Source organism: Halovibrio salipaludis, assembly GCF_002286965.1.
In the GTDB taxonomy this organism is placed as follows: Bacteria; Pseudomonadota; Gammaproteobacteria; order Pseudomonadales; family Oleiphilaceae; genus Halospina; species Halospina salipaludis.
The window spans coordinates 147,853-169,377 of the sequence record NZ_NSKD01000005.1 but is presented as its reverse complement, the minus strand read 5'-3'; the positions used below and the strand labels follow the sequence as shown (position 1 = coordinate 169,377).

At 64.9% G+C, this 21,525-nt stretch carries 19 protein-coding genes; 15 read left to right on the top strand and 4 right to left on the bottom strand.

Annotation, left to right across the window (positions count from 1 at the left end):
- Positions 1 to 9 precede the first annotated feature (9 nt).
- From murD to lpxC, 9 genes are all read left to right on the top strand, one after another.
- Entirely contained in the window at positions 10 to 1,350 is a 1,341-nt protein-coding gene (murD, locus tag CK501_RS12145) for a UDP-N-acetylmuramoyl-L-alanine--D-glutamate ligase (RefSeq protein WP_095618010.1), read from the top strand.
- A complete protein-coding gene (gene ftsW / locus CK501_RS12140; RefSeq protein WP_095618009.1) occupies positions 1,347 to 2,504 on the top strand; it encodes a putative lipid II flippase FtsW in 1,158 nt (385 codons plus the stop codon). The genes murD and ftsW overlap by 4 nt, the downstream gene beginning before the upstream one ends.
- Positions 2,501 to 3,583 (top strand): undecaprenyldiphospho-muramoylpentapeptide beta-N-acetylglucosaminyltransferase, encoded by a 1,083-nt coding sequence (gene murG / locus CK501_RS12135; protein ID WP_095618008.1) that lies wholly within the window; start codon positions 2,501 to 2,503, stop codon positions 3,581 to 3,583. The genes ftsW and murG overlap by 4 nt, the downstream gene beginning before the upstream one ends.
- The gene (gene murC, locus CK501_RS12130; protein ID WP_095618007.1) at positions 3,570 to 5,030 is read left to right on the top strand and encodes a UDP-N-acetylmuramate--L-alanine ligase; all 1,461 of its coding nucleotides are present in this window, start codon (positions 3,570 to 3,572) and stop codon (positions 5,028 to 5,030) included. Before murG ends, murC begins: the two co-directional genes overlap by 14 nt.
- A complete protein-coding gene (locus tag CK501_RS12125) occupies positions 5,017 to 5,976 on the top strand; it encodes a D-alanine--D-alanine ligase (RefSeq protein ID WP_095618006.1) in 960 nt (319 codons plus the stop codon). Before murC ends, CK501_RS12125 begins: the two co-directional genes overlap by 14 nt.
- A complete protein-coding gene (locus CK501_RS12120) occupies positions 5,973 to 6,800 on the top strand; it encodes a cell division protein FtsQ/DivIB (protein ID WP_095618005.1) in 828 nt (275 codons plus the stop codon). The genes CK501_RS12125 and CK501_RS12120 overlap by 4 nt, the downstream gene beginning before the upstream one ends.
- 17 nt (positions 6,801 to 6,817) lie before the next feature.
- Positions 6,818 to 8,053, top strand: a complete 1,236-nt coding sequence (gene ftsA / locus CK501_RS12115) for a cell division protein FtsA (RefSeq protein WP_077528658.1) — start codon at positions 6,818 to 6,820, stop codon at positions 8,051 to 8,053.
- A gap of 64 nt (positions 8,054 to 8,117) precedes the next feature.
- Positions 8,118 to 9,281: a cell division protein FtsZ gene (ftsZ, locus tag CK501_RS12110; RefSeq protein ID WP_095618004.1), complete on the top strand. Its 1,164-nt coding sequence runs from the start codon at positions 8,118 to 8,120 to the stop codon at positions 9,279 to 9,281.
- Between the two features lie 155 nt (positions 9,282 to 9,436).
- The gene (lpxC, locus tag CK501_RS12105) at positions 9,437 to 10,354 is read left to right on the top strand and encodes a UDP-3-O-acyl-N-acetylglucosamine deacetylase (protein WP_095618003.1); all 918 of its coding nucleotides are present in this window, start codon (positions 9,437 to 9,439) and stop codon (positions 10,352 to 10,354) included.
- Between the two features lie 5 nt (positions 10,355 to 10,359).
- Here lpxC and CK501_RS12100 read toward each other — a convergent pair whose 3' ends face one another.
- Positions 10,360 to 10,812 carry a DciA family protein gene (locus CK501_RS12100; protein WP_095618002.1) on the bottom strand — a complete coding sequence of 151 codons (453 nt, stop codon included), beginning with the start codon at positions 10,810 to 10,812 and terminating at the stop codon, positions 10,360 to 10,362.
- A gap of 190 nt (positions 10,813 to 11,002) precedes the next feature.
- Here CK501_RS12100 and CK501_RS12095 point away from each other — a divergent pair, with 190 nt between their 5' ends.
- The 6 genes from CK501_RS12095 (at position 11,003) to ribA (ending at position 18,215) form a co-directional block, all read left to right on the top strand.
- Complete coding sequence (locus CK501_RS12095) at positions 11,003 to 11,923, top strand: M23 family metallopeptidase (RefSeq protein WP_095618001.1); 921 nt, start codon at positions 11,003 to 11,005, stop codon at positions 11,921 to 11,923.
- Between the two features lie 162 nt (positions 11,924 to 12,085).
- Positions 12,086 to 14,851 carry a preprotein translocase subunit SecA gene (gene secA, locus CK501_RS12090; protein ID WP_095618000.1) on the top strand — a complete coding sequence of 922 codons (2,766 nt, stop codon included), beginning with the start codon at positions 12,086 to 12,088 and terminating at the stop codon, positions 14,849 to 14,851.
- A 5-nt stretch (positions 14,852 to 14,856) separates the two neighbouring features.
- Complete coding sequence (argJ, locus tag CK501_RS12085) at positions 14,857 to 16,074, top strand: bifunctional glutamate N-acetyltransferase/amino-acid acetyltransferase ArgJ (protein WP_095617999.1); 1,218 nt, start codon at positions 14,857 to 14,859, stop codon at positions 16,072 to 16,074.
- Positions 16,037 to 17,023 carry a Nudix family hydrolase gene (locus CK501_RS12080; RefSeq protein ID WP_095617998.1) on the top strand — a complete coding sequence of 329 codons (987 nt, stop codon included), beginning with the start codon at positions 16,037 to 16,039 and terminating at the stop codon, positions 17,021 to 17,023. The genes argJ and CK501_RS12080 overlap by 38 nt, the downstream gene beginning before the upstream one ends.
- Positions 17,024 to 17,034: 11 nt before the next feature.
- A complete protein-coding gene (moaC, locus tag CK501_RS12075; RefSeq protein ID WP_095617997.1) occupies positions 17,035 to 17,526 on the top strand; it encodes a cyclic pyranopterin monophosphate synthase MoaC in 492 nt (163 codons plus the stop codon).
- A 65-nt stretch (positions 17,527 to 17,591) separates the two neighbouring features.
- Complete coding sequence (gene ribA, locus CK501_RS12070; RefSeq protein ID WP_095617996.1) at positions 17,592 to 18,215, top strand: GTP cyclohydrolase II; 624 nt, start codon at positions 17,592 to 17,594, stop codon at positions 18,213 to 18,215.
- 4 nt (positions 18,216 to 18,219) lie between these two features.
- Here ribA and dxs read toward each other — a convergent pair whose 3' ends face one another.
- The 3 genes from dxs to CK501_RS12055 all read right to left on the bottom strand — a co-directional run bounded on the left by dxs (position 18,220) and on the right by CK501_RS12055 (position 21,421).
- Entirely contained in the window at positions 18,220 to 20,148 is a 1,929-nt protein-coding gene (gene dxs / locus CK501_RS12065; protein ID WP_095617995.1) for a 1-deoxy-D-xylulose-5-phosphate synthase, read from the bottom strand.
- Between the two features lie 125 nt (positions 20,149 to 20,273).
- Complete coding sequence (locus CK501_RS12060) at positions 20,274 to 21,155, bottom strand: polyprenyl synthetase family protein (RefSeq protein WP_095617994.1); 882 nt, start codon at positions 21,153 to 21,155, stop codon at positions 20,274 to 20,276.
- Positions 21,152 to 21,421, bottom strand: a complete 270-nt coding sequence (locus CK501_RS12055) for an exodeoxyribonuclease VII small subunit (protein ID WP_095617993.1) — start codon at positions 21,419 to 21,421, stop codon at positions 21,152 to 21,154. Before CK501_RS12055 ends, CK501_RS12060 begins: the two co-directional genes overlap by 4 nt.
- Positions 21,422 to 21,525: the final 104 nt, after the last annotated feature.

Genomic DNA, 21,525 nt, shown 5'->3' with positions numbered 1-21,525 from the left:
CAGACAGTCATGGCACTGATTGCATCGGATCGTCGCACGCTGATCGTCGGGCTGGGAGCTACCGGCCTGTCGTGCGTGCGTCATTGCCATGCACTCGGCCGGCAACTGGCCGTGGCGGACAGCCGTGCCCAGCCGCCGGGTCTTGCTGAGGTGCGCGAGCGCTGGCCGGATCTGGAAGTGGTCACCGGCGCATTTGATCCGGACTGGTTCTGCGGTTTCGATGAACTCATTGTCAGCCCCGGGATCAGCCTGGATGAACCGGCGATCGCGGCGGCCGCCGAGGCGGGCGTGCGGATTTCCGGCGACCTGGACCTGTTCCGGGAAGCCGTGGCGGCACCGGTGGTGGCCATCACGGGCTCCAACGGCAAGAGCACGGTCACCACGCTGCTCGGGCAGATGGCCGCGGAGGCCGGCGTGAACGCCGGTGTGGGGGGGAACCTGGGGACGCCGGCGCTGGATCTGATCGCCCCGGACGTGCCGCTCTATATCCTGGAGGTTTCCAGCTTCCAGCTGGAACGCACCACGGACCTGAAAGCCGAGGTGGCCACGGTCCTCAATGTCAGCGACGACCACATGGACCGCTACCCGGACCGGATGAGCTACTTCCAGGCCAAGCACCGGATCTTCCAGGGCGCGCGCAATGCCGTCGTGAACCTGGACGATCCCCTGAGCCAGCCGCTGCTCAACGAGGGCATGGTGCCGCACTTCTTCGGCCTCTTCCGGGTGGACCTCGGGGTCTTCAGTACCCGCGAGGACGAAACCGGTCTCTGGCTGACTCATGGCCTCGACAACCTGATGCACGCCAGCGAGCTGGGCGTGGCCGGCATGCACAACATCGCCAATGTGCTGGCGGCGCTGGCGCTGGGCAATGCCATCGGGCTGCCCATGGACGCCATGCTGGCAGCAGCCCGCCGGTTCCGGGGTCTGCCGCACCGCAGCCAGAGCCTGCGGGAACACAACGGCGTGCTCTGGGTGAACGACTCCAAGGCCACCAATGTGGGCGCCACCCGGGCCGCCATCGAAAGCCTGGCGCCCGCCGAGGGTCAGCTGGTGCTGATTGCCGGCGGCGATGCCAAGGGCGCGGATCTGTCCCCGCTGGTGGAGGCGGTGACCGGGCGGGTCCGCCATCTGGTGCTCATGGGTCAGGATGCACCGATTCTGGAGGAGGCCCTGGGGAACCATGTGGCCAGCACCCGTGTCAGCACCATGGAGGAAGCGGTAAGGGTCGCGGCGGACAGGGCCTGCGCCGGAGACCGGGTACTGCTTTCCCCGGCGTGCTCGAGCCTGGATCAGTACAGCAATTATGAGGCCCGGGGTGATGCTTTCGCCCGGGCCGTGGAGGCGTTATGACGGCGGTAGCGGGAAACATGCCCATCCGCACGCCGCGCCGCGAACTCACGGCGCTGCTGTTGAGCGCGGGTGTGCTGCTGACGACCGGCATAGTGATGATCGGATCGGCTTCCATGGATGTGGCGGCACAGAACTACGGCAGTCCGCTGCATTTCGTCCTGCGCCAGAGCGTCTATGTGGTTTTCGGCTGCCTGGCGGGCCTGGTTGCGGCCAACATTCCGCTGGTCTGGTGGCTGCGCGGTGCCTGGCTGTGGCTGGCTGGGGCTTTCCTTCTGCTGATCCTGGTGTTGACGCCCCTGGGGGTCACCGTTAATGGCAGCACCCGCTGGATCTCCCTCGGTGCGGCCAACCTCCAGGTCTCCGAGGCGGCCAAGTGGCTGCTGGTGGTCTATCTGGCCGGTTACGTGGTTCGCCGCCATGCGGAAGTGGTGGCGACCTGGCCCGGCGTGCTCAAGCCGCTGCTTATACTGGGAGCAGCCAGCGGACTTCTCCTGGCGCAGCCGGACTTCGGTGCCGTGGTGGTTCTGATGGCGGCCGCCTTCGGCGTGATCTTCGTCAGCGGTGTCGGGCTGGGTCGCTTCCTGGTGGTGAGCCTGACCGGTCTGGCCCTGGGTGCCGCGGCGCTGTTCAGCCAGCCGTACCGGATTGAGCGCCTGGTGGCCTACCTCGATCCCTGGAAGGACCAGTTCAATTCCGGCTACCAGCTGACCCAGGCGCTGATCGCGTTCGGTCGTGGCGAGTGGACCGGCACCGGTCTGGGCAATTCGATCCAGAAGCTGTTCTATCTGCCGGAAGCCCATACGGATTTCATCTTTGCCATCGCTGCCGAGGAATTCGGGCTCCTGGGAGCGCTGGGCATACTGCTGACCTTCACGGTGCTGGTCCTGAGCGGCCTGCGCATTGCCCGCCAGGCCCGGGACGCCGGCATGACTTTCGGCGCCTGCCTGGCCTATGGCCTGACCCTGCTGATCGCGCTCCAGGCCTACATCAACATGGCCGTGAACACCGGGTTGCTGCCCACCAAGGGCCTGACCCTGCCGCTTGTCAGCTATGGCGGCTCCAGCCTGGTGGTGAGCTGCGTCACCATTGGCGTGATCGCGCGGGTCCAGATGGAAGTTGAAGACCAGCGTGCGCAGGAGGGCGAGGCATCATGAGCCAGCGTTTCCTGATCATGGCGGGCGGCACCGGCGGGCACGTTTTCCCGGCACTGGCCACTGCGGAAGCTCTCCGGGAAAAGGGCCACGACGTTGCCTGGCTTGGCTCCAGGGGCGGCATGGAAGCCGATCTGATTGGTGGCCGGGACATTCCCCTGCACCTGATCGAGGTTTCCGGTCTGCGGGGCAAGGGCGGTCTCACGCGTCTGGCGGCGCCGCTGAAGCTGGTGCGGGCGCTGTGGCAGGCGGTTGCGGTGATCCGCCGTGTCCGCCCGGACTGCGTGCTGGGTATGGGCGGCTTCGCGGCCGGGCCGGGTGGCCTGGCGGCCTGGCTTCTGCGCCGGCCGCTGGTGATCCATGAACAGAATGCGGTTGCGGGTATGACCAACCAGTGGCTCTCGCGACTGGCTGAGATCACGCTGGAGGCGTTTCCCGGCGCCTATGGCAGCAGAACCGTGACCCGCTGCACGGGCAATCCGGTGCGCCAGGACCTGACGGGGCTTCCGGAACCGGCTGAACGTATCGGGCGCGGGCAAAGGCTGAAACTGCTGGTCCTGGGGGGCAGCCGCGGTGCCCGCGCCATCAATGAAGTGGTGCCGGAGGCACTGGCGTCGCTGGCAGCCGGTGAACAGCCGGAAGTCCGCCATCAGTGCGGCCGGGATCACCTGGAAAGCACCCGCAAAGCCTATGCGGACGCGGGTCTGTCGGCGGACGTGGTGCCCTTTATCGGGGATATGGCGGAAGCCTACGGCTGGGCGGACCTGGTGGTCTGCCGTGCGGGCGCGCTGACGCTGGCGGAGCTCGCCTGTGTGGGCGTGGGATCCGTTCTGGTGCCGTTCCCGCACGCGGTGGATGACCACCAGACGGCCAATGCGCGTCATCTCAGCGATGCCGGTGCGGCCCTTCTGATGCCGCAGTCCCAGCTGGATGCGGCGGGTCTGGCGCGGGAAATCCAGCGTCTCGATGACGATCGGGACGCGCTGCGCACCATGGCGGAGCGGGCCCGCGAGCTGGCGGTCCCGGACGCCACCGAACGTGTTGTCAATTACTGTCTGGAGGCGGCTCATGGCCGAGCGTAATACCAGCCCCATGGTCCATGACGTGCCCGAGATGCGGCGTATCCGCGGGATCCACTTCGTGGGTATCGGCGGTGCCGGTATGAGCGGGATCGCGGAAGTGCTCTACAACCAGGGCTATGAGGTGACCGGCTCCGATATCCGTGAAAGTGCCGTGACCCGGCATCTGGGAGGCCTGGGGATCCGCGTGGCCATTGGGCACCGCGGCGAGAACAGTGCCGATGCGGACGTGGTCGTGGTCTCCAGTGCCGTGGATGAATCCAACCCGGAGGTTGTAACGGCACGGGAAAACCGCGTGCCGGTGGTGCCGCGTGCGGAGATGCTGGCCGAGATCATGCGCTACCGCCACGGCATTGCGGTGGCGGGCACCCACGGCAAGACCACGACGACCAGCCTGATCGCCTCGATCCTGGGCGAGGGCGGCCTGGACCCGACCTTCGTGATCGGTGGCAAGCTCAACAGCGCCGGTACCAATGCCCAGCTGGGGCGTTCGCGCTACCTGGTGGCCGAGGCCGATGAAAGCGATGCCTCTTTCCTGCATCTGACGCCGGTGATCAGCGTGGTCACCAATATCGATGCGGACCACATGCACACCTATGGCGGTGACTTCGAGAAGCTCAAGCAGACCTTCGTGGAGTTCCTGCACAGCCTGCCGTTCTACGGCGTGGCCATCATGTGCTGTGATGATCCCCGGGTGCGGGAAGTGGCGGAACGCATCTCGCGCGCCGTGATCACTTACGGTTTCAGCGAGGACGCTGACTACCGAGCGGTGGACGTGCACACGGACGGTTTCAGTACCGGTTTCCGTGCGCTGCGTCCCGATGGCTATTCGGACCTGGAAGTGCGCCTGCGCATGCCGGGTCGGCACAACGTCCTCAATGCCATGGCGGCGATTGCCGTAGCCACGGATGAGGGGGTCGGGGATGAGGATATTCTGAGGGCACTGGAGCATTTCTCCGGTGTCGGCCGTCGTTTCCAGGTCTACGGCGACTACCCCGTAGCCGGGGGCGAGGTCACGCTGGTGGACGACTACGGGCACCATCCACGCGAGGTGGAGGCGGTGATCCAGGGTGTGCGCGATGCCTGGCCCGGCCGTCGCCTGGTCATGATCTACCAGCCGCACCGGTTCAGCCGGACCAGTGATCTCTATGACGATTTCGTGCGGGTGCTCTCCAGCGTGGATGTGCTGCTGATGCTGGATGTCTACGCGGCAGGTGAGCAGCCGATCCCCGGCGCGGACAGTCGCAGCCTGTGCCGGAGCATGCGCCAGCGGGGGCAGCTGGATCCGGTGTTCGTGGAGGACACGGACCGGGTCGAGGATCTGCTGGAGAACCTGCTCCAGCCCGGCGACCTGCTCATTACCCAGGGGGCCGGCGACATCGGGGGCCTCTCGGCACGTCTTGCGGCGAATGGACTGACCGGAAGCGGAGGTGATCATGACGGTCACTGATGAATTCCGCGTCAGCGCAGAACAGGCACGGGCACTGGGCCGTGTTGCGGTCCTGATGGGCGGCGATTCGGCGGAGCGCAGTGTCTCGCTCAAGAGCGGGCAGGCGGTGACCGACGCGCTGCAGGCGGCGGGCGTGGACGCCCATGCCGTGGATGTGCAGGGTAACGCCATTCTCAAGCTGGCCGCGGAAGGGCAGTTCGACCGGTGCTTCATCGCCCTTCATGGTCGTGGCGGCGAGGACGGCACCCCCCAGGCCATACTGGATCAGGCGGGGGTCCCCTATACCGGCAGCGGGGTTCTGGCCTCAGCGCTGGGGATGGATAAGCTGCGCACCAAGTACGCGTTCGCGGGCGCCGGCCTTCCCACACCGGCCTTCCGGCTCATGCGCTCGCTCGAGGAGGCGGAGGCCATCCTGGGTGAGCTGCGTGCTCCGCTCGGTGTCAAACCAGCGCGTGAGGGCTCGAGCATCGGTATCGGCAAGGTGGAAACAGTGGCCGAACTGAAGGAGGCCTATATCCAGGCCTGCGAGCTCGATCCCCTGGTGCTGGTGGAGGAATGGATAACAGGCGGCGAGTACACGGTCAGTATCCTGGGCGAGCAGGCGCTGCCGGTGATCGGACTGGCCACCGATCACACCTTCTACGATTTCGAGGCCAAATACCTCTCGGATGACACCCACTACATGCTGCCCAGTGGCCTCGACAGCGGCCACGAGCAGCGTATCCGGGAGCTGTCGCTCGAGGCCTTCCGGGTCATTGATGGCTGTGGCTGGGGCCGGGTGGATGTGATGCAGGACGCCGCCGGCGATTTCTGGCTTCTGGAAGTGAACACCATTCCCGGCATGACCGACCACAGCCTGGTGCCCATGGCCGCTGAAGCGGCCGGCATCGGGTTCCGGGAACTCTGTGTCCGGATCCTGGAACAGACACTGGAGGTGCGGGCATGAACGGGCTTCTGTCGCCACTGCGGATCCGGGATACACGCACCAGGACTGCGCGCCAGCGCGGCGCCAGTCCCATGGTGGAGGATCCCTCGGCGCTGCGCCTGGCCCTGCGCATGGCGGGCGGTGCCGTGCGGCGTGTGCCCTGGAGTCAGGTTTCGCTCGGGCTGGTGGTCGCAATTACCGCCGCGATGCTGCCCTGGACTATTGCTCAGGGCGTCCAGTTCCTCGATCAGGACTTCAGCCGCGTCCAGGTACAGGGCGAGCTGACGCGGGTAACGGAGCCAGCGCTGCAGAATCATCTGGAGCCGTTCATCGGGACAAGCTATTTCGCCACCGATCTGTCCCGGGTGAAGGCCCAGCTCGAAATGCTGCCGTGGGTTGAGAGTGCGGCCGTTGGGCGCGAATGGCCCGGCACCCTGACCGTCAGTGTGCGTGAGCATGAACCCGTGGCGCTGTGGAACGGGCGGGCGCTGATCAGCGGCGAGGGTACGGTATTCCGGCCTGCGGCGCCGGCGGCCCTGGACCTGCCCCGGCTCAATGGACCGGCGGGGCGTGCGGACGAGGTGCTGGAGCGGGCCCGGGCCTTCCGTGGCGAGCTGGCCGCGCTGGGGCTGGGGCTTGAAAGCGTCAGCCTGGAGCCCAGGGGCGCCTGGACGCTGCTTCTGGACAACGGCATAAGCGTCTCACTGGGCCGGGACCGGGTCCGGGAGCGCTTTGAACGGTTCATGACGGTTTACGAATCCCGGCTGTCGCCTGTGGCGGCGGATATCACCGGGGTGGATGCGCGCTATGGCAACGGGGTTGCGGTGCGCTGGAGAGATTCTTGAATCACGGGACTCAGGTTATGTCATCGGCAGACACAGAGAACATGATCGTCGGGCTTGATATCGGCACCTCCAAGGTGGTGGCGCTGGTCGGCAAGCAGAATCCGGACGGTTCCATCGAGGTTGCCGGCATCGGCTCGCATCCGTCACGCGGCCTCAAGCGCGGGGTGGTGGTCAACATCGAAACCACGGTCCAGGCGATCCAGCGTGCGGTTGAGGAAGCGGAGCTGATGGCCGGCTGCCGGATCCATTCCGTGTATGCCGGTATCGCCGGGAGCCACATCCGCAGCATGAACTCCCACGGTATTGTCGCGATCCGGGACCGGGAGGTTACCCAGGCGGACATCGACCGGGTCATTGATGCCGCCCAGGCGGTGGCGATCCCGGCCGACCAGAAAGTGCTGCACATCCTGCCCCAGGAGTTCGTGATCGATAACCAGGAGGGCATCAAGGAGCCCCTGGGCATGTCGGGTGTGCGGCTTGAGGCCAAGGTCCACCTGGTGACCTGCGCGGTGAACGCGGTCCAGAACATCGACAAGTGTGTGCGTCGCTGTGGCCTGGATGTGGACGACATCATCCTGGAACAGCTGGCATCGAGCTATTCGGTGCTGACGGACGACGAACGCGAGCTGGGCGTATGCATGGTGGATATCGGCGGCGGTACCACTGACATCGCCATCTTCACCGGCGGGGCCATCCGGCACACGGCGGTGATCCCCATTGCCGGGGACCAGGTGACCAACGACATCGCCATGGCACTGCGCACGCCCACGCAGAATGCCGAAGAGATCAAGACCCGCTACGCCTGTGCCCTGACGCAGCTGGCCGGCGCCGAGGAAACCATCAAGGTGCCCGGCGTTGGTGACCGTGCGCCCAGGGATCTGTCCCGGGCGGCGCTGGCGGAGGTGGTCGAGCCCCGGTACGAGGAGCTCTTCACCCTGGTCCAGTCCGAACTGCGGCGCAGCGGGTTCGAGGATCTGATTCCGGCGGGAATCGTGGTGACCGGCGGCTCTTCCATGATGGAAGGCGCGGTCGAACTGGCGGAAGAGATCTTTCATGCGCCCGTGCGCCTGGCGATACCGTCGGGCGTGACGGGCATGAGCGATGTGATCGGCACCCCGGTGTACGCCACCGGCGCGGGGTTGCTGATGTACGGCTTCCGGCAGGCGGAGAAGGGACGCGGGGGCGGTCCCTCTCCGGCTGCGGGAGATTCACTCCTGGCACGGATCAAGCAGTGGTTCACCGGGAATTTCTGAATCGGTTTTCAATGAATCCAAATAAAGCGGCACAAGCCGCTGGATAGAAGGAAGGAGAAGGGGAATGTTTGAACTGGTAGACAACGTAGAGCAGAGCGCAGTGATCAAGGTCGTCGGCGTCGGCGGGGGTGGCGGTAATGCCGTCCGCCACATGCTGTCGAGCGAGGTCGAGGGGGTTGAGTTCCTGTGCGCCAACACCGATGCCCAGGCGCTGAAGGATCTCGACAGCAAGTCCCTGATCCAGCTGGGTGGCAACATCACCAAGGGCCTGGGCGCCGGGGCTAACCCGGAGATCGGGCGGCAGTCCGCGATGGAGGACCGTGACCGCATTGCCGAGGCTCTGAAGGGCTCGGACATGGTCTTCATCACCGCCGGCATGGGTGGCGGCACCGGCACAGGGGCTGCGCCCATCGTGGCCGAAGTGGCCCGCGAGATGGGTATCCTGACCGTGGCCGTGGTCACCAAGCCGTTCGGCTTCGAGGGTGGCAAGCGTATGAAAGTGGCCGACGCCGGCCTCAAGGCGCTTGAGGACACCGTGGATTCGCTGATCACGATCCCCAATGAGAAACTGCTGACGGTGATGGGCAAGAACACCAGCCTGCTGGATGCCTTCGCCTCGGCCAACGACGTGCTCCTGGGTGCCGTTCAGGGCATCGCCGATCTGATCACTCGCAACGGCATGATCAACGTCGACTTTGCGGACGTGAAGACGGTCATGTCCGAGATGGGCAACGCCATGATGGGGACTGCCCGGGCCACCGGTGACGAACGTGCCCGCGAGGCGGCCGAGGGCGCCATCCGCAGCCCGCTGCTGGACGACATCAACCTGCAGGGCGCACGTGGCATCCTGGTGAACATCACCGCTGGCATGGACCTGAACCTCGGCGAGTTCAGCGAGGTCGGCGACATCGTGCGCGAATTCGCCTCCGAATCCGCTACCGTTGTGGTCGGTACCGTGATCGATCCGGAAATGGAGAACGAGCTGAAGGTGACCGTGGTCGCAACCGGGCTCAATGCCGAAGGGGATTCACCGCAGAAGGTGGTGGACAACACCCGCAGCATGGACGGCAAGACCGACTACAACCAGCTGGATCGCCCGGCGGTACTGCGCCGGCGTGCCGTGGCCAGCGAGGGGAATGCGGCCGTGGATCAGGACAGCCAGGGTGAGCAGGATACCAATGTCGACTACCTCGACATCCCGGCATTCCTGCGTCGGCAGGCTGACTGAAGGCCGTGGGGATCCCGGGGCATTGTGCGTCACTGCAGCCAATGTCTCGGTTTTCCACAGACTGTACAAATGGCGTCCAGACACGCCATCTGTTACAGTATGCCCAAAATTACGGCTTCCAGTTTAAGCCGTTTCCATGACGGAACAATGACATCATGATCAGACAACGCACCCTGAAGAACACCATCAGAGCCACCGGCGTCGGGCTCCATTCCGGCGAGAAAGTGTTTCTGACACTGAAGCCGGCGCCGGTGGATACGGGCATCGTATTCCGGCGTGTGGATCTGGACCCGGTCGTGGAGGTGGAAGCCAGGGCCGAATACGTCGGCGAGACCATGCTTTCCACCACTCTGGTGAAGGATGGGGTCCGTGTTGCGACAGTGGAGCACCTGATGTCGGCCATGGCCGGTCTGGGGCTCGATAACTGCTATGTGGAGCTGAGTGCGGCGGAAGTGCCGATCATGGACGGTAGTGCGGGGCCCTTTGTGTTCCTGCTGCAGTCCGCCGGCATCGCCGAGCAGGAAGCGCCCAAGAAGTTCACCCGCATCAAGCGTGAAATCACCGTTGAGGAAGAAGGCAAGTGGGCCACGTTCACGCCTTTCGACGGTTTCAAGGTGAGCTTCACCATTGAGTTCAATCACCCGGTGTTCGAAGGCCGTAACCAGAATGCCACGGTTGATTTCTCAAGCACGTCCTTCGTCAAGGAGGTGAGCAGGGCGCGGACCTTTGGCTTCATGCGGGATATCGAGGCACTGCGTTCCATGAATCTGGCTCTGGGTGGCAGTGTGGATAACGCCATCGTGGTGGATGACTACCGCATCCTGAACGAGGACGGTCTGCGCTACGACGATGAGTTCGTCCGCCACAAGATGCTCGACGCCATTGGTGACCTCTATCTGATGGGCAGCAGTCTGATCGGTGAGTTCCGCGGCTTCAAATCGGGACACGACCTGAACAACAAGCTTCTCCGCAAGCTCATTGCGGAAGAGGATGCGTGGGAAGTCGTGACCTTCGACGATGAGGCCAAAGCCCCTATCTCCTACTTCAAGCCGAGTCTGGCCGCGACGGGCTGATCCGGCTACTGGCCCTTCCGGGCATGTGAGGACAGGCGTCTCAGTACCCCGCTGAGGCCGCTGTCCTCCGTTTCCTCCGCTACTTCCCTGAGCAACTCGGCATTCTCCGCCGTCATTTCCGGTCGATCCCTTGCCGTTCGCGGGCGTGGGTCATGCCAGGGCTGGACCCGTGCGCGGACACGCCATACCTGACTGAAGCGCTCATCCTGCCGCAGGTTCTGGACAATGCGGCGCTGCTGGAAGCGGACCTGGCTGGCGCGGGTGCTGTCCGGGACCAGGAGTGTCAGTTCGCCATTGGCATAGCCGCCGAAACGGCAGCATTCGGCCAGGTTGCCGGGCAGTGCTTCAAGGATGCCGGTTTCGACACGCCGGTGCTGTTCGGCCTGTTTGAGAAGCCGGCTGAGCGGGCCTTCCGAGCCACTGTCGAGGGGGTGGGCGGGGCGGTTTTCCCGGGGCATCAGCGCTACCTGTAGACGGTAATACCTTAAAATTGTAACGGAACCTTTCCGTGACCTGTCTCACAGTTAAGATTCCGTTAGACTCTCACTTGGAGTATGCTCGGCATCCATCCTACGATCAATAACCGGTCGGGGGATGCTGCACGGTCTCAGAACACAGAGTCGCAGGACAGAGAGTTCGGTTGAACCTATGAACATACTTTTTGTAGGCCGCCATCATGGCAGAGCCCGGGTATTTTCTCCGGGGCGCAGTACGCTGTTCGCAGCGGGTGCCAGCCTGGCATTGATGATGGCCGGGGCCGGCTGGGGCGGTTACCAGCTGGCGGTCCAGTCCGGCGCAACGGGCACCGTTGCTGAAAGTCACATGGTCGAGCGCTGGAAAGAGCGGCTGGATGAGACTCATGAGGAACTGGATCGGATCGAGTCCAGGGCCGAGAGCGAGATCTCAGCGCTGACACGGCGTGTAGGGGAGCTTCAGGCCCGCGCCCTGCGGGTGGATGCGCTGGGCCAGAACCTGATGGCATCCGCGGATCTTTCCGGCGAGGAGTTCGACTTTGAGTCCCGCCCTGCAATGGGAGGGCCGGAACCCGAAATGACGGGGGACAGCCAGACCACCACGGCCCTTGAACACCAGATCAGCGCCCTTGAAAGCCGGCTGAGCTCCCGCGAGAAGCAGCTCACGCTCCTGGACCGCCTGATCGCCAACCGTGAGCTCAAGAGCCAGCGTGAAGTGGATGGCAGGCCCGTGACCTGGGGCTGGACATCATCACCCTATGGTTACCGCACGGACCCCTTCAGTGGCCGCCGGGCCTGGCACACCGGCGTGGATATTGCCGGCCGTGAAGGCGGGGATGTCATCTCGGTCGGCGCCGGTGTTGTGACAGAGGCCCGCGAGAAGGGCGGTTACGGCTACATCGTTGAGATCGACCATGGTGATGGCTACCAGACCCGTTACGCCCACGCCAAGAAACTGCTGGTCGAAAAGGGCGAAATCGTCGATAAGGGCCAGAAAATCGCGACCATGGGATCCACCGGTCGCTCCACCGGGCCACATGTGCATTTCGAGGTGGTCAAGGACGGCACCCGCAAAAACCCCACCGACTTCATGTGACTTCCTGGCCGGGCCATCCCCGGCCACTGCTTTTCCCTCTGAGTTAATTGGCGTTAGAATGCAGTGCCTTATTGTGTTCGACAGCGCCGACTCCATCTGTTCCGCCCTGTCCCTTTCGCGGCGCGCGTCCAGGCAGGGCTTTTAGGGAAACGAATCAGGATTATGTTCTCACAGCTGGCCACCCGTCTTTTCGGAAGTAAGAACGCCCGTGAAATCAAGCGCATGCAGAAGCTGGTTGATCAGATCAACCAGTTCGGCGAGAGCCTCGGGTCGCTCTCGGATGAGGCGCTCCAAGCCAAGACCGGCGAACTCCGCGAGAAGCTCGGCAATGGCGCCGAACTGGAGGACATACTGCCGGAAGCGTTCGCGGTGGTGCGGGAGGCCAGTGACCGGGTTCTCGGCCTGCGCCATTTCGATGTCCAGTTGATCGGGGGCATCACCCTGCACGAAGGGCGCATTGCGGAAATGCGCACCGGTGAGGGCAAGACGCTGGTGGCGACCCTTCCCATCTACCTCAACGCCCTGACCGGCAACGGTGTTCACCTGGTCACCGTGAACGACTATCTGGCCCGGCGTGACGCGGCCTGGATGGGGCAGCTCTACAACTTCCTGGGCCTGAGTGTGGGCGTGATCAACTCCGGACAGCCCTCAGAGGACAAGCGGGCAGCCTATGCCTGTGATGTCATCTACGGCACCAACAACGAGTTCGGGTTCGACTACCTGCGCGACAACATGGCGTTCAGCCTGGAGGACAAGGTCCAGCGTGGCCTCCATTTCGCCATTGTGGACGAGGTGGACTCGATCCTGATCGACGAGGCGCGTACGCCGCTGATCATTTCCGGCGCGGCGGAAAGCGACACGGACATCTACCGCCGGGTGAACGAACTGATCCCCCACCTCGAGAAGTCCTCCGAGGATGCCGAGGAGGAGCCGGACGGCGACTTCACCATTGATGAGAAGTCCCGTTCCGTGGAGCTGACGGAGAAGGGCCATGAGAAGGTGGAGTCCCTGCTGCGCGAGGCCGGGTTGCTGGAGGAGGACTCCAGCCTCTATTCGGCGGCCAACCTGAGCCTGCTGCATCACATCCACTCCGGGCTGCGGGCCCACCACCTGTTCCACCGCAACGTGGATTACATCATCAGTGAAGGCCAGGTGGTCATCGTGGACGAGCATACCGGCCGTACCATGCCGGGCCGGCGCTGGAGTGAGGGGCTCCACCAGGCGGTGGAAGCCAAGGAGGGCGTCGAGATCAAGGCCGAGAGCCAGACGCTTGCCTCGACCACCTTCCAGAACTTCTTCCGTCTCTACGACAAGCTGGCCGGCATGACCGGTACGGCGGATACAGAGGCGTTCGAATTCAACCAGATCTACGGCCTGGATGTGGTCTGCATCCCCACCAACAAGCCGGTCAACCGCACGGACTACAATGACCTGATCTACCTGACCAAGGAGGAGAAATACCAGGCGATCATTGATGAGATCCGGGATGAGGTCTCCTCCGGGCGCCCGGTGCTCGTGGGCACCGCCTCCATCGATACCTCCGAAGTCATGTCGAAACTCCTGAATGAGGCGGGTATCCCCCACAACGTGCTCAACGCCAAGCAGCACGAGAAGGAAGCCCATGTCATTGCCCAGGCGGGTAAGCCCGGCACCGTGACCATTGCCACCAACATGGCCGGCCGTGGTACCGACATTGTGCTGGGTGGCAACCTGGACGCGGAACTGGCCGATCTCGGCGAGAATACTTCCGAGGCCGACGTGGAGGCCGTGAAACAGGACTGGCAGCGGCGCCATGATGCCGTTGTTGAGGCGGGTGGTCTGCACATCATCGGTACCGAGCGCCATGAGTCGCGCCGGATCGATAACCAGCTGCGCGGCCGTGCCGGTCGTCAGGGCGACCCGGGCTCCTCCCGGTTCTTCCTGTCCCTGGAGGACGACCTGATGCGCATCTTCGCGCCGGATCGCGTCAAGAACCTGATGCAGGCACTGGGCATGCAGAAGGGCGAGGCCATCGAGCATCGCATGGTCACCAACTCCATTGAGAAGGCCCAGCGCAAGGTCGAGGGGCGCAACTTTGACGTGCGCAAGCAGCTGCTGGAATACGACGACGTGGCCAACGACCAGCGCCGCGTGGTCTATGAGCAGCGCAATGAGGTGATGGAGTCCGAGGACATCTCCGGGCTCATCCAGCAGGTGCGCGAGGATGTGGTCGACTCGGTCATCAGCCAGCATATCCCGCCCCAGAGCATGCCCGAGCAGTGGGATATTCCCGGCCTGGAGCAGCAGCTCGAGAGCGAACTGGGTCTGCGGCTGCCGGTACGCGACTGGCTCGAGGAAGAAGGGATGTACGAGGAGAAACTGCGCCAGCGGATCCTCGATGAACACGTCCGTGTCTACCAGGAGAAAGAGGACGTGGTCGGTGCCGAGACCATGCGCCGGTTCGAGAAGCAGGTGTTCCTGCAGGCACTGGATACCCTCTGGAAGGAGCACCTGGCCAACATGGACCACCTGCGCCGGGGCATCCATCTGCGTGGCTACGCCCAGCGCAATCCCAAGCAGGAGTACAAGCGCGAGGCGTTCAACCTGTTCCAGAACATGCTGGAGTCCATCAAGTTTGACGTCGTGCGGGTGATCTCACGCGTGCGCGTCCAGCGTCAGGAAGAGCTGGATGAGATGGAGCGCAAGCGGCGCGAGGAGCTGCAGCAGGAACTGGCGCGGGCCCAGGCCCGCCATGACGAGGCCAGCGGCCAGGCGGCCGCCGGCGCGGATGATGGCGAGGGTGGTGACGGCCAGGGTGACAGTGATGAGGACAGTGCCGGCGTTGGCCAGCAGCCGTTTGTTCGCGATAACCGCAAGATCGGCCGTAACGAGCCCTGCTACTGCGGCTCCGGTAAGAAATACAAGCACTGTCACGGCAAGGCGGAATAAGCGTTATGGCGGTCAATCCCGCACCTCTTCCTGAATTCCACGCGGTGCCGGGTGTGCGCCTGGGCACCGCGGATGCGGCCATCAAGAAGCCCGGCAGTGATGATCTGGTGCTGTTGGAGCTGGCCGAAGGCAGCGCCGCCGGTGCCGTGTTCACCCGCAATGCTTTCCGTGCGGCGCCGGTGCTGGTTGCCGAGCAGGCGCTGGCAGCGGGTCGCCCGCGCTATCTGTTGATCAACACCGGCAACGCCAATGCCGGCACCGGCGAGCAGGGGCTCTCGGACGCCCGCGCCTGCTGCCGGGCGGTGGCGGAAGCCGCGGGGGTCGGCGCGGAGCAGGTCCTGCCGTTCTCAACGGGCGTGATCGGCGAACCACTGCCGCTGGCGCGCATGCTGGAGGCCATCCCAAGTGCGGTGACGGACCTGGACCCCAACGGCTGGGCGAAAGCGGCACCTGCCATCATGACCACGGATACCCTGCCCAAGGGGGCAACCCGCCGGGTGATGATTGACGGTAAACCGGTGCATATCTCCGGTATCAGCAAGGGGGCCGGTATGATCCGCCCCAACATGGCCACCATGCTCGCCTTCGTTACCACGGACGCCGCGATTCCGGCGGACGTGCTCAGGCCGCTGGTACGTGAGCTGGCGGACGCCAGCTTCAACCGCATCACCATTGACGGGGACACCTCCACGAACGATGCCTGCCTGCTGGCAGCGACCGGTCAGAGCCCCGCCGAGGTTCTGGATTCCCGGGGACAGGTTGTGCCGCAACTGCGCGAGGCGCTGGCGTCCGTGTTCCTGGAGCTTTCCCACGCGATTGTCCGTGATGCGGAAGGCGCGACCCGGTTCGTGACCGTCGAGGTTGGCGGGGCCGCTGACTCCGATGAGGCGTGCCGGGTAGCCTTCGCCGTGGCGGAGTCCCCGCTCGTGAAAACGGCGCTCTACGCGGCCGACCCCAACTGGGGGCGCATCCTGGCTGCCGTGGGACGGGCGGGTGTTGAGGATCTGGCTATCGATGGCGTCTCAATACACCTGGACGATGTCTGCATCGTGAGCCATGGCGGACGGGCGCCGGAGTACACCGAGGCGGCCGGCCAGGCTGTGATGGATCAGCAGGAACTGACCATCCGTATCGACCTGGGGCGTGGCAGTGCACTGGAGCGGGTCTGGACCTGCGACTTCTCCCATGAATACGTCACCATCAACGCCGAATACCGGACCTGAGCGTGTGAAAACGGTTCACGTTGCTGTGGCAGCTGTCTCTCGCCATGAAGGCGGGCGTGAGCAGGTGCTCGTGGCACAGCGTCATACGCACCAGCATCAGGGCGGCCTTCTGGAGTTCCCCGGCGGCAAGGTTGAGCCCGGCGAGTCCGCGGCGGCAGCACTTGTGCGTGAACTCGATGAGGAGGTCGGGCTCAGGGTGCCGGAGACGGGGTTGAGCTTTGAGTTGCGTGTGACCCATGACTACGGCGATCGCCGTGTCCAGCTGGACCTCTACCGCGTGACAGGATTCTCGGGAGAGCCGCAGGGCCGGGAAGACCAGCCGCTGATGTGGCTGGATGTGGACGCCCTGGATCCGGACACTTTCCCGGCGGCCAACCGCCGCATGATCCAGGTGCTGCGGCTGCCGGCGCGGACGCTGATCACGGGTGCCGATGTCACGCCGGACGGTCTCGCGGGCCGGCTTGAGGGCTGGTCCGGCAGCCAGTGCCTGCTGCGCTGCCCGGAACTCGATGATGCGGCCTATCAGGTTCTGGCTTCCGCCTGTGGGCCAGCGGCCCGGAGCGCGGGCTGCCCACTGTTGCTGCATGGCGCACCGGAACGCCTGAAGAGGGTTCCCGATACGGAGGGTCTGCATCTTCCCTGGCGGGAGGCGGCTCGGCTGACGGAGCGCCCCATCAGCAGTGGCTACCGCCTTGGGGTGTCCTGTCACGATCGCGCCAGCCTGGAGCACGCACAGAGGCTGGGTGCGGACTATGCCTTTCTCTCGCCGGTCAGACCCACCGCCAGCCACCCGGAGCGCTCCCCCTTGGGCTGGGATGGATTCGAGGCGCTGGTGGCGGAGCTGGACCTTCCGGTCTATGCACTGGGCGGGGTTGGTGGCGATGAGGTGATGGAGAGTCGCCGGCATGGCGGCTGTGGCGTTGCCGGTATCGGCTTCTGGTGGCATTGAAGGAGGAATCAATGAGCGGTCTCAGTCACGTGGACGAAACCGGTGCGGCCAATATGGTCGACGTCGGGGACAAGGCGGTGACCCAGCGCGAGGCGAGAGCGGGGGGAACGATCCGGATGCAGCCGGAAACCCTGGACATGATCCTGGCGGGCGAACACCCCAAGGGGGATGTGCTGGCCACCGCGCGGATCGCCGGCATAATGGCGGCCAAGCGCACCCATGAGCTGATCCCCCTGTGCCATTCGCTGAACCTGAGTTCGGTCAAGGTCTGGCTCGCGCCCCGGGAGAATCGTGATGGCATCGACATTGAAAGCCGGTGCCGCCTCAACGCCGCAACCGGTGTGGAAATGGAGGCGCTCACAGCCGTGTCGGTGGCGGCGCTGACCCTCTATGACATGTGCAAGGCGGTGGATCGTGGCATGGTCATGGACGGTATCCGCCTTCTGGAGAAACAGGGCGGTCAGTCCGGTCACTGGCAGGCGCCGGAGGAAGGCGGGGCCTGACCCCGTTCAGCGGCGCTGCGCCTTCTGTTAAACTGCCGCCTCTTTTCATCCTGAGAGGATCGCCCGTGGTCGTCCGATTCATCGAGAGCTGTCGCCTCCCCACGCCTTTCGGTGTGTTCGATATGCATGGGTTCGAGGAGATCGACACCGGCCAGGAGCATGTGGCGCTCAGTCTGGGCGAGGTCTCGGACGGCCGGCCCGTGCTGGGGCGTACCCATTCCGAATGCCTCACCGGTGATGCCCTCTACAGCATGCGCTGCGACTGCGGCTACCAGCTGGAAGAGGCTCTGCGCAGCATCGCCATTGAGGGGCGCGGGGTTCTGCTCTACCTGCGCCAGGAAGGTCGGGGCATCGGGCTTCTGAACAAGATCCGGGCCTACCGGCTGCAGGATGAGGGAGCCGATACCGTGGAGGCGAATGAGCGCCTTGGCTTCGCGGCGGATCTGCGGGATTACAGCATGTGCCTGGACATGCTCGAACACCTGGGCATCAAGCAGCTGCGGCTGATGACCAATAACCCGGTCAAGGTGGATGCGCTCCGGGATCTGGGCGTGGACGTGGTCGAGCGGGTGCCGCTTGAGGTGGGCCGCAATCCCCACAATGAGTCCTATCTGAACACCAAGCGCTCACGCATGGGGCACTGGTTCCATACCCACCAGGACGACGATCCGCCGCCCTCACAGGAGTGAGGGGTCAGGTCTGGGCGATGGCGAGGCCGCTGTCGCCGCTGTTCCGGGAAAGGCGCTGGCTGATGGCACTCTGGATGCTCTCCGCATCGAGCCCGGCGTCCGCCAGCTGCTCTGCGGGCTTGCCATGGTCGATGAAACGGTCGGGCAGACCCAGCTGAAGCAGATCCACGCCCACACCGGCGGCATGCAGGTGTTCCGAGACGCCACTGCCGGCACCACCGGCCACCATGTTCTCCTCGATGGTCACCAGCAGCTCGTGACTGGCCGCCAGCTTCTCCACCAGTGCCGTGTCCAGCGGTTTCACGAAGCGCATGTCCGCCACCGTGGCATCCAGTGACTCCGCCACTTCAAGCGCGGGCGTGACCATGGCTCCGAAAGCCAGGATGGCCACACGGCTACCCTCACGGCGTACAACACCACGCCCCAGGGGCAGTGCTTCCATGTGTTCATCGACGGCCGCGCCCGGGCCGGTGCCCCGGGGATAGCGTACGGCGGCCGGCCCTTCATGGCACCAGCCGGTGTAGAGCATGTGCCGGGTCTCGTTCTCGTCCGAAGGCGCCATGACCACCATGTTGGGCACGCAGCGCAGGTAGGTCAGGTCGAAGGCGCCCGCGTGGGTGGGGCCGTCCTCGCCCACCTGACCGGCGCGGTCCAGGGCGAAGAGCACGTCCAGGTTCTGCAGGGCGACGTCATGGATCAGCTGGTCGTAGGCCCGCTGCAGGAAGGTGGAGTAGATGGCCACCACGGGCTTGGCGCCATCACAGGCCATGCCGGCGGCCAGCGTGACCGCGTGCTGTTCGGCAATGGCCACATCGAAATAGCGCTCCGGGAAGCGTTCAGAGAAAGCCACCAGGTCCGAGCCCTCGCGCATGGCCGGGGTAATGCCCATCACCCGGTTATCCTGTTCGGCCATGTCGCACAGCCACTGGCCGAAGATGTTCGAATACTTGGGCTTCTTCGGGGCGTCCGCCGGCTGGACAGGCGGTGCCGGCTCGATCTTGTTGATGGCGTGGTAGCCCACCGGATCGGATTCGGCGGGCCCAAAGCCCTTGCCCTTGGTGGTCACCACATGCAGGAACTGGGGCCCGTCCAGCTGACTGATTGTGTCGAGGGTTTCCAGCAGCAGCGGCAGGTCGTGGCCGTCGATGGGGCCGATGTAGTTGAAGCCCATCTCCTCGAACAGGGTGCCCGGGGCGAGCATGCCCTTGAAGTGCTCCTCGGTGCGGCGCACCAGGGCCTTGAGCCCGGGAGTGTTGGCCAGTGCGCGCTTGCTGCTGTCGCGGACCTGATTGTAGGTCCGGCTCGCCAGGAGCCGTCCGAAGTAGTTGGAGAGTCCACCCACGTTGTGGGAGATGGACATCTCGTTGTCGTTCAGCACCACCAGCAGGTTGGCGCGCACGTCCGCCGCATGGGTCAGGGCCTCGAAGGCCATGCCGGCGGTCATGGCGCCATCGCCCATGACCGCGATGCCCTTGCGGTTCCGCCCCTGCTGGCGGGCGGCCAGGGCCATGCCCAGGGCCGCGCTGATGGAGGTGCTGGAATGGCCCACCCCGAAGTGGTCGTAGGGGCTTTCGTCGCGGTTGGGGAAGGCGGCCAGGCCGTCCTTCTTGCGGATGGTCCGCAGCTGTTCGCGGCGTCCGGTCAGGATCTTGTGCGGGTAGGCCTGGTGACCCACATCCCAGACCAGGCGGTCCTCTGGTGTCTCAAAGATGTAGTGCAGCGCCAGGGTCAGTTCCACTACCCCGAGCCCGGCCCCGAAATGGCCGCCGGACTGGCCCACGGACCACAGCAGGAAGGCCCGCAGTTCGCGTGCCAGCGGTACCAGCTGGTCACGGCCGAGCGTGCGCAGCTGTTCCGGCGTGTTGACGCGATCCAGCAGGGGCGTCTCCGGGCGCTGCGTGGGTATGCTGTTGAAAACGGTCTTGTCCTGCATCCGGGCCTTGCTGCCTTGGCGGTTCCTGACGGTAATCCCGCATTATAGAGAAATCGGCGCGGAGAATCAGTTCCGCGTTTCCCGGCACCATAAGCCCACCAATACGGCAGTGACAACAGGGGTTGTCAGTGGTTGCGCTCGATGATGAAAGCGGCCAGTGCGGCGAGCAGGGAAGTGTCCCCGGGAATCCGTTCCAAGTGGCCCAGGGCATCCCGGTGAAGCGCATCCAGCCGTTCGCGGGCGCCTTCCATTCCCAGAAGTGCCGTATAGGTGGCTTTATCCGAAGCCGTGTCCGACCCCTGGGGCTTGCCGGTTACGGAGGCGCTGCCCTCCACATCCAGGATGTCATCCTGTACCTGGAAGGCGAGTCCGATGCTGCGCCCGAAGGCCCGCAGGGAGGCGATGAGCGCTTCATCGCCCGCGCCGCAGTGGGCGCCGAGCACCAGCGAGGCCTCGATGAGCGCCCCGGTCTTGCGCCGGTGCAGCGCCTCAAGGGCGTCCATGGAGGGATGGGCGCCGGTGGCGTCCAGATCCAGTGCCTGTCCTCCCGCCATGCCCCTGTGGCCGGAGGCGGCGGAGAGTTCCCGGATCATGGCCACTACCGTTGCCGCCGGCCGGTCAGTGCCGGAAAGCGTCTCGAAGGCAAGCGTCTGGAGGGCATCCCCGGTGAGGATGGCGGTAGCCTCATCGAACGCTACGTGGCAGGTGGGCTGCCCGCGGCGGAGATGGTCGTCATCCATTGCCGGCAGGTCATCGTGTACCAGGGAGTAAGCATGGATGAGTTCAACCGCCACTGCGGCGGGCAGGGCCCCGTCATTGCTGCTTTCCCCGGCACAGCGGCACGCCGCCAGCACCAGCGCGGGGCGCAGGCGTTTGCCGCCACCGAGGACCGCGTGGCGCATGGCCTGGTGAAGGCGGCGGGGCTCGGTGTCCGGGTCTGGAAGCGCCTGTTCCAGGGCGAGTTCCAAACGCTGACGGGTGTCGCTGAGAAAGGCGTCGACGGTCATGCCTCGGAGCTGTCCTCCGGGAAGGGGCGTGTTTCAAGCTCGCCCTGGCTGTTCTCGATGACCTGCTCCACCCGCTGCTCCGCATCGCGTAATGACTGCTGGCATGAGCGGGTGAGCTGAACCCCGCGCTCGAACGCCTTCAGGGATTCCTCCAGCGGCATGTCCCCCTGTTCGAGCTTGCGCACCAGGGATTCCAGCTCCTGGATGCTCGCCTCGAAGGTGGCGGCATTGCCGCTGTCACTGTTGCTGCTGTCGCTGTCACTCATGCATCCCCTCCCGTTGCCGCCGGTGCCACCACCGGGTGAACCACCGGATTGTAGCATGCCCGCTGGTCCCGTCACCCGCGCCGGGCCTGCGGCTGGTCCAATCC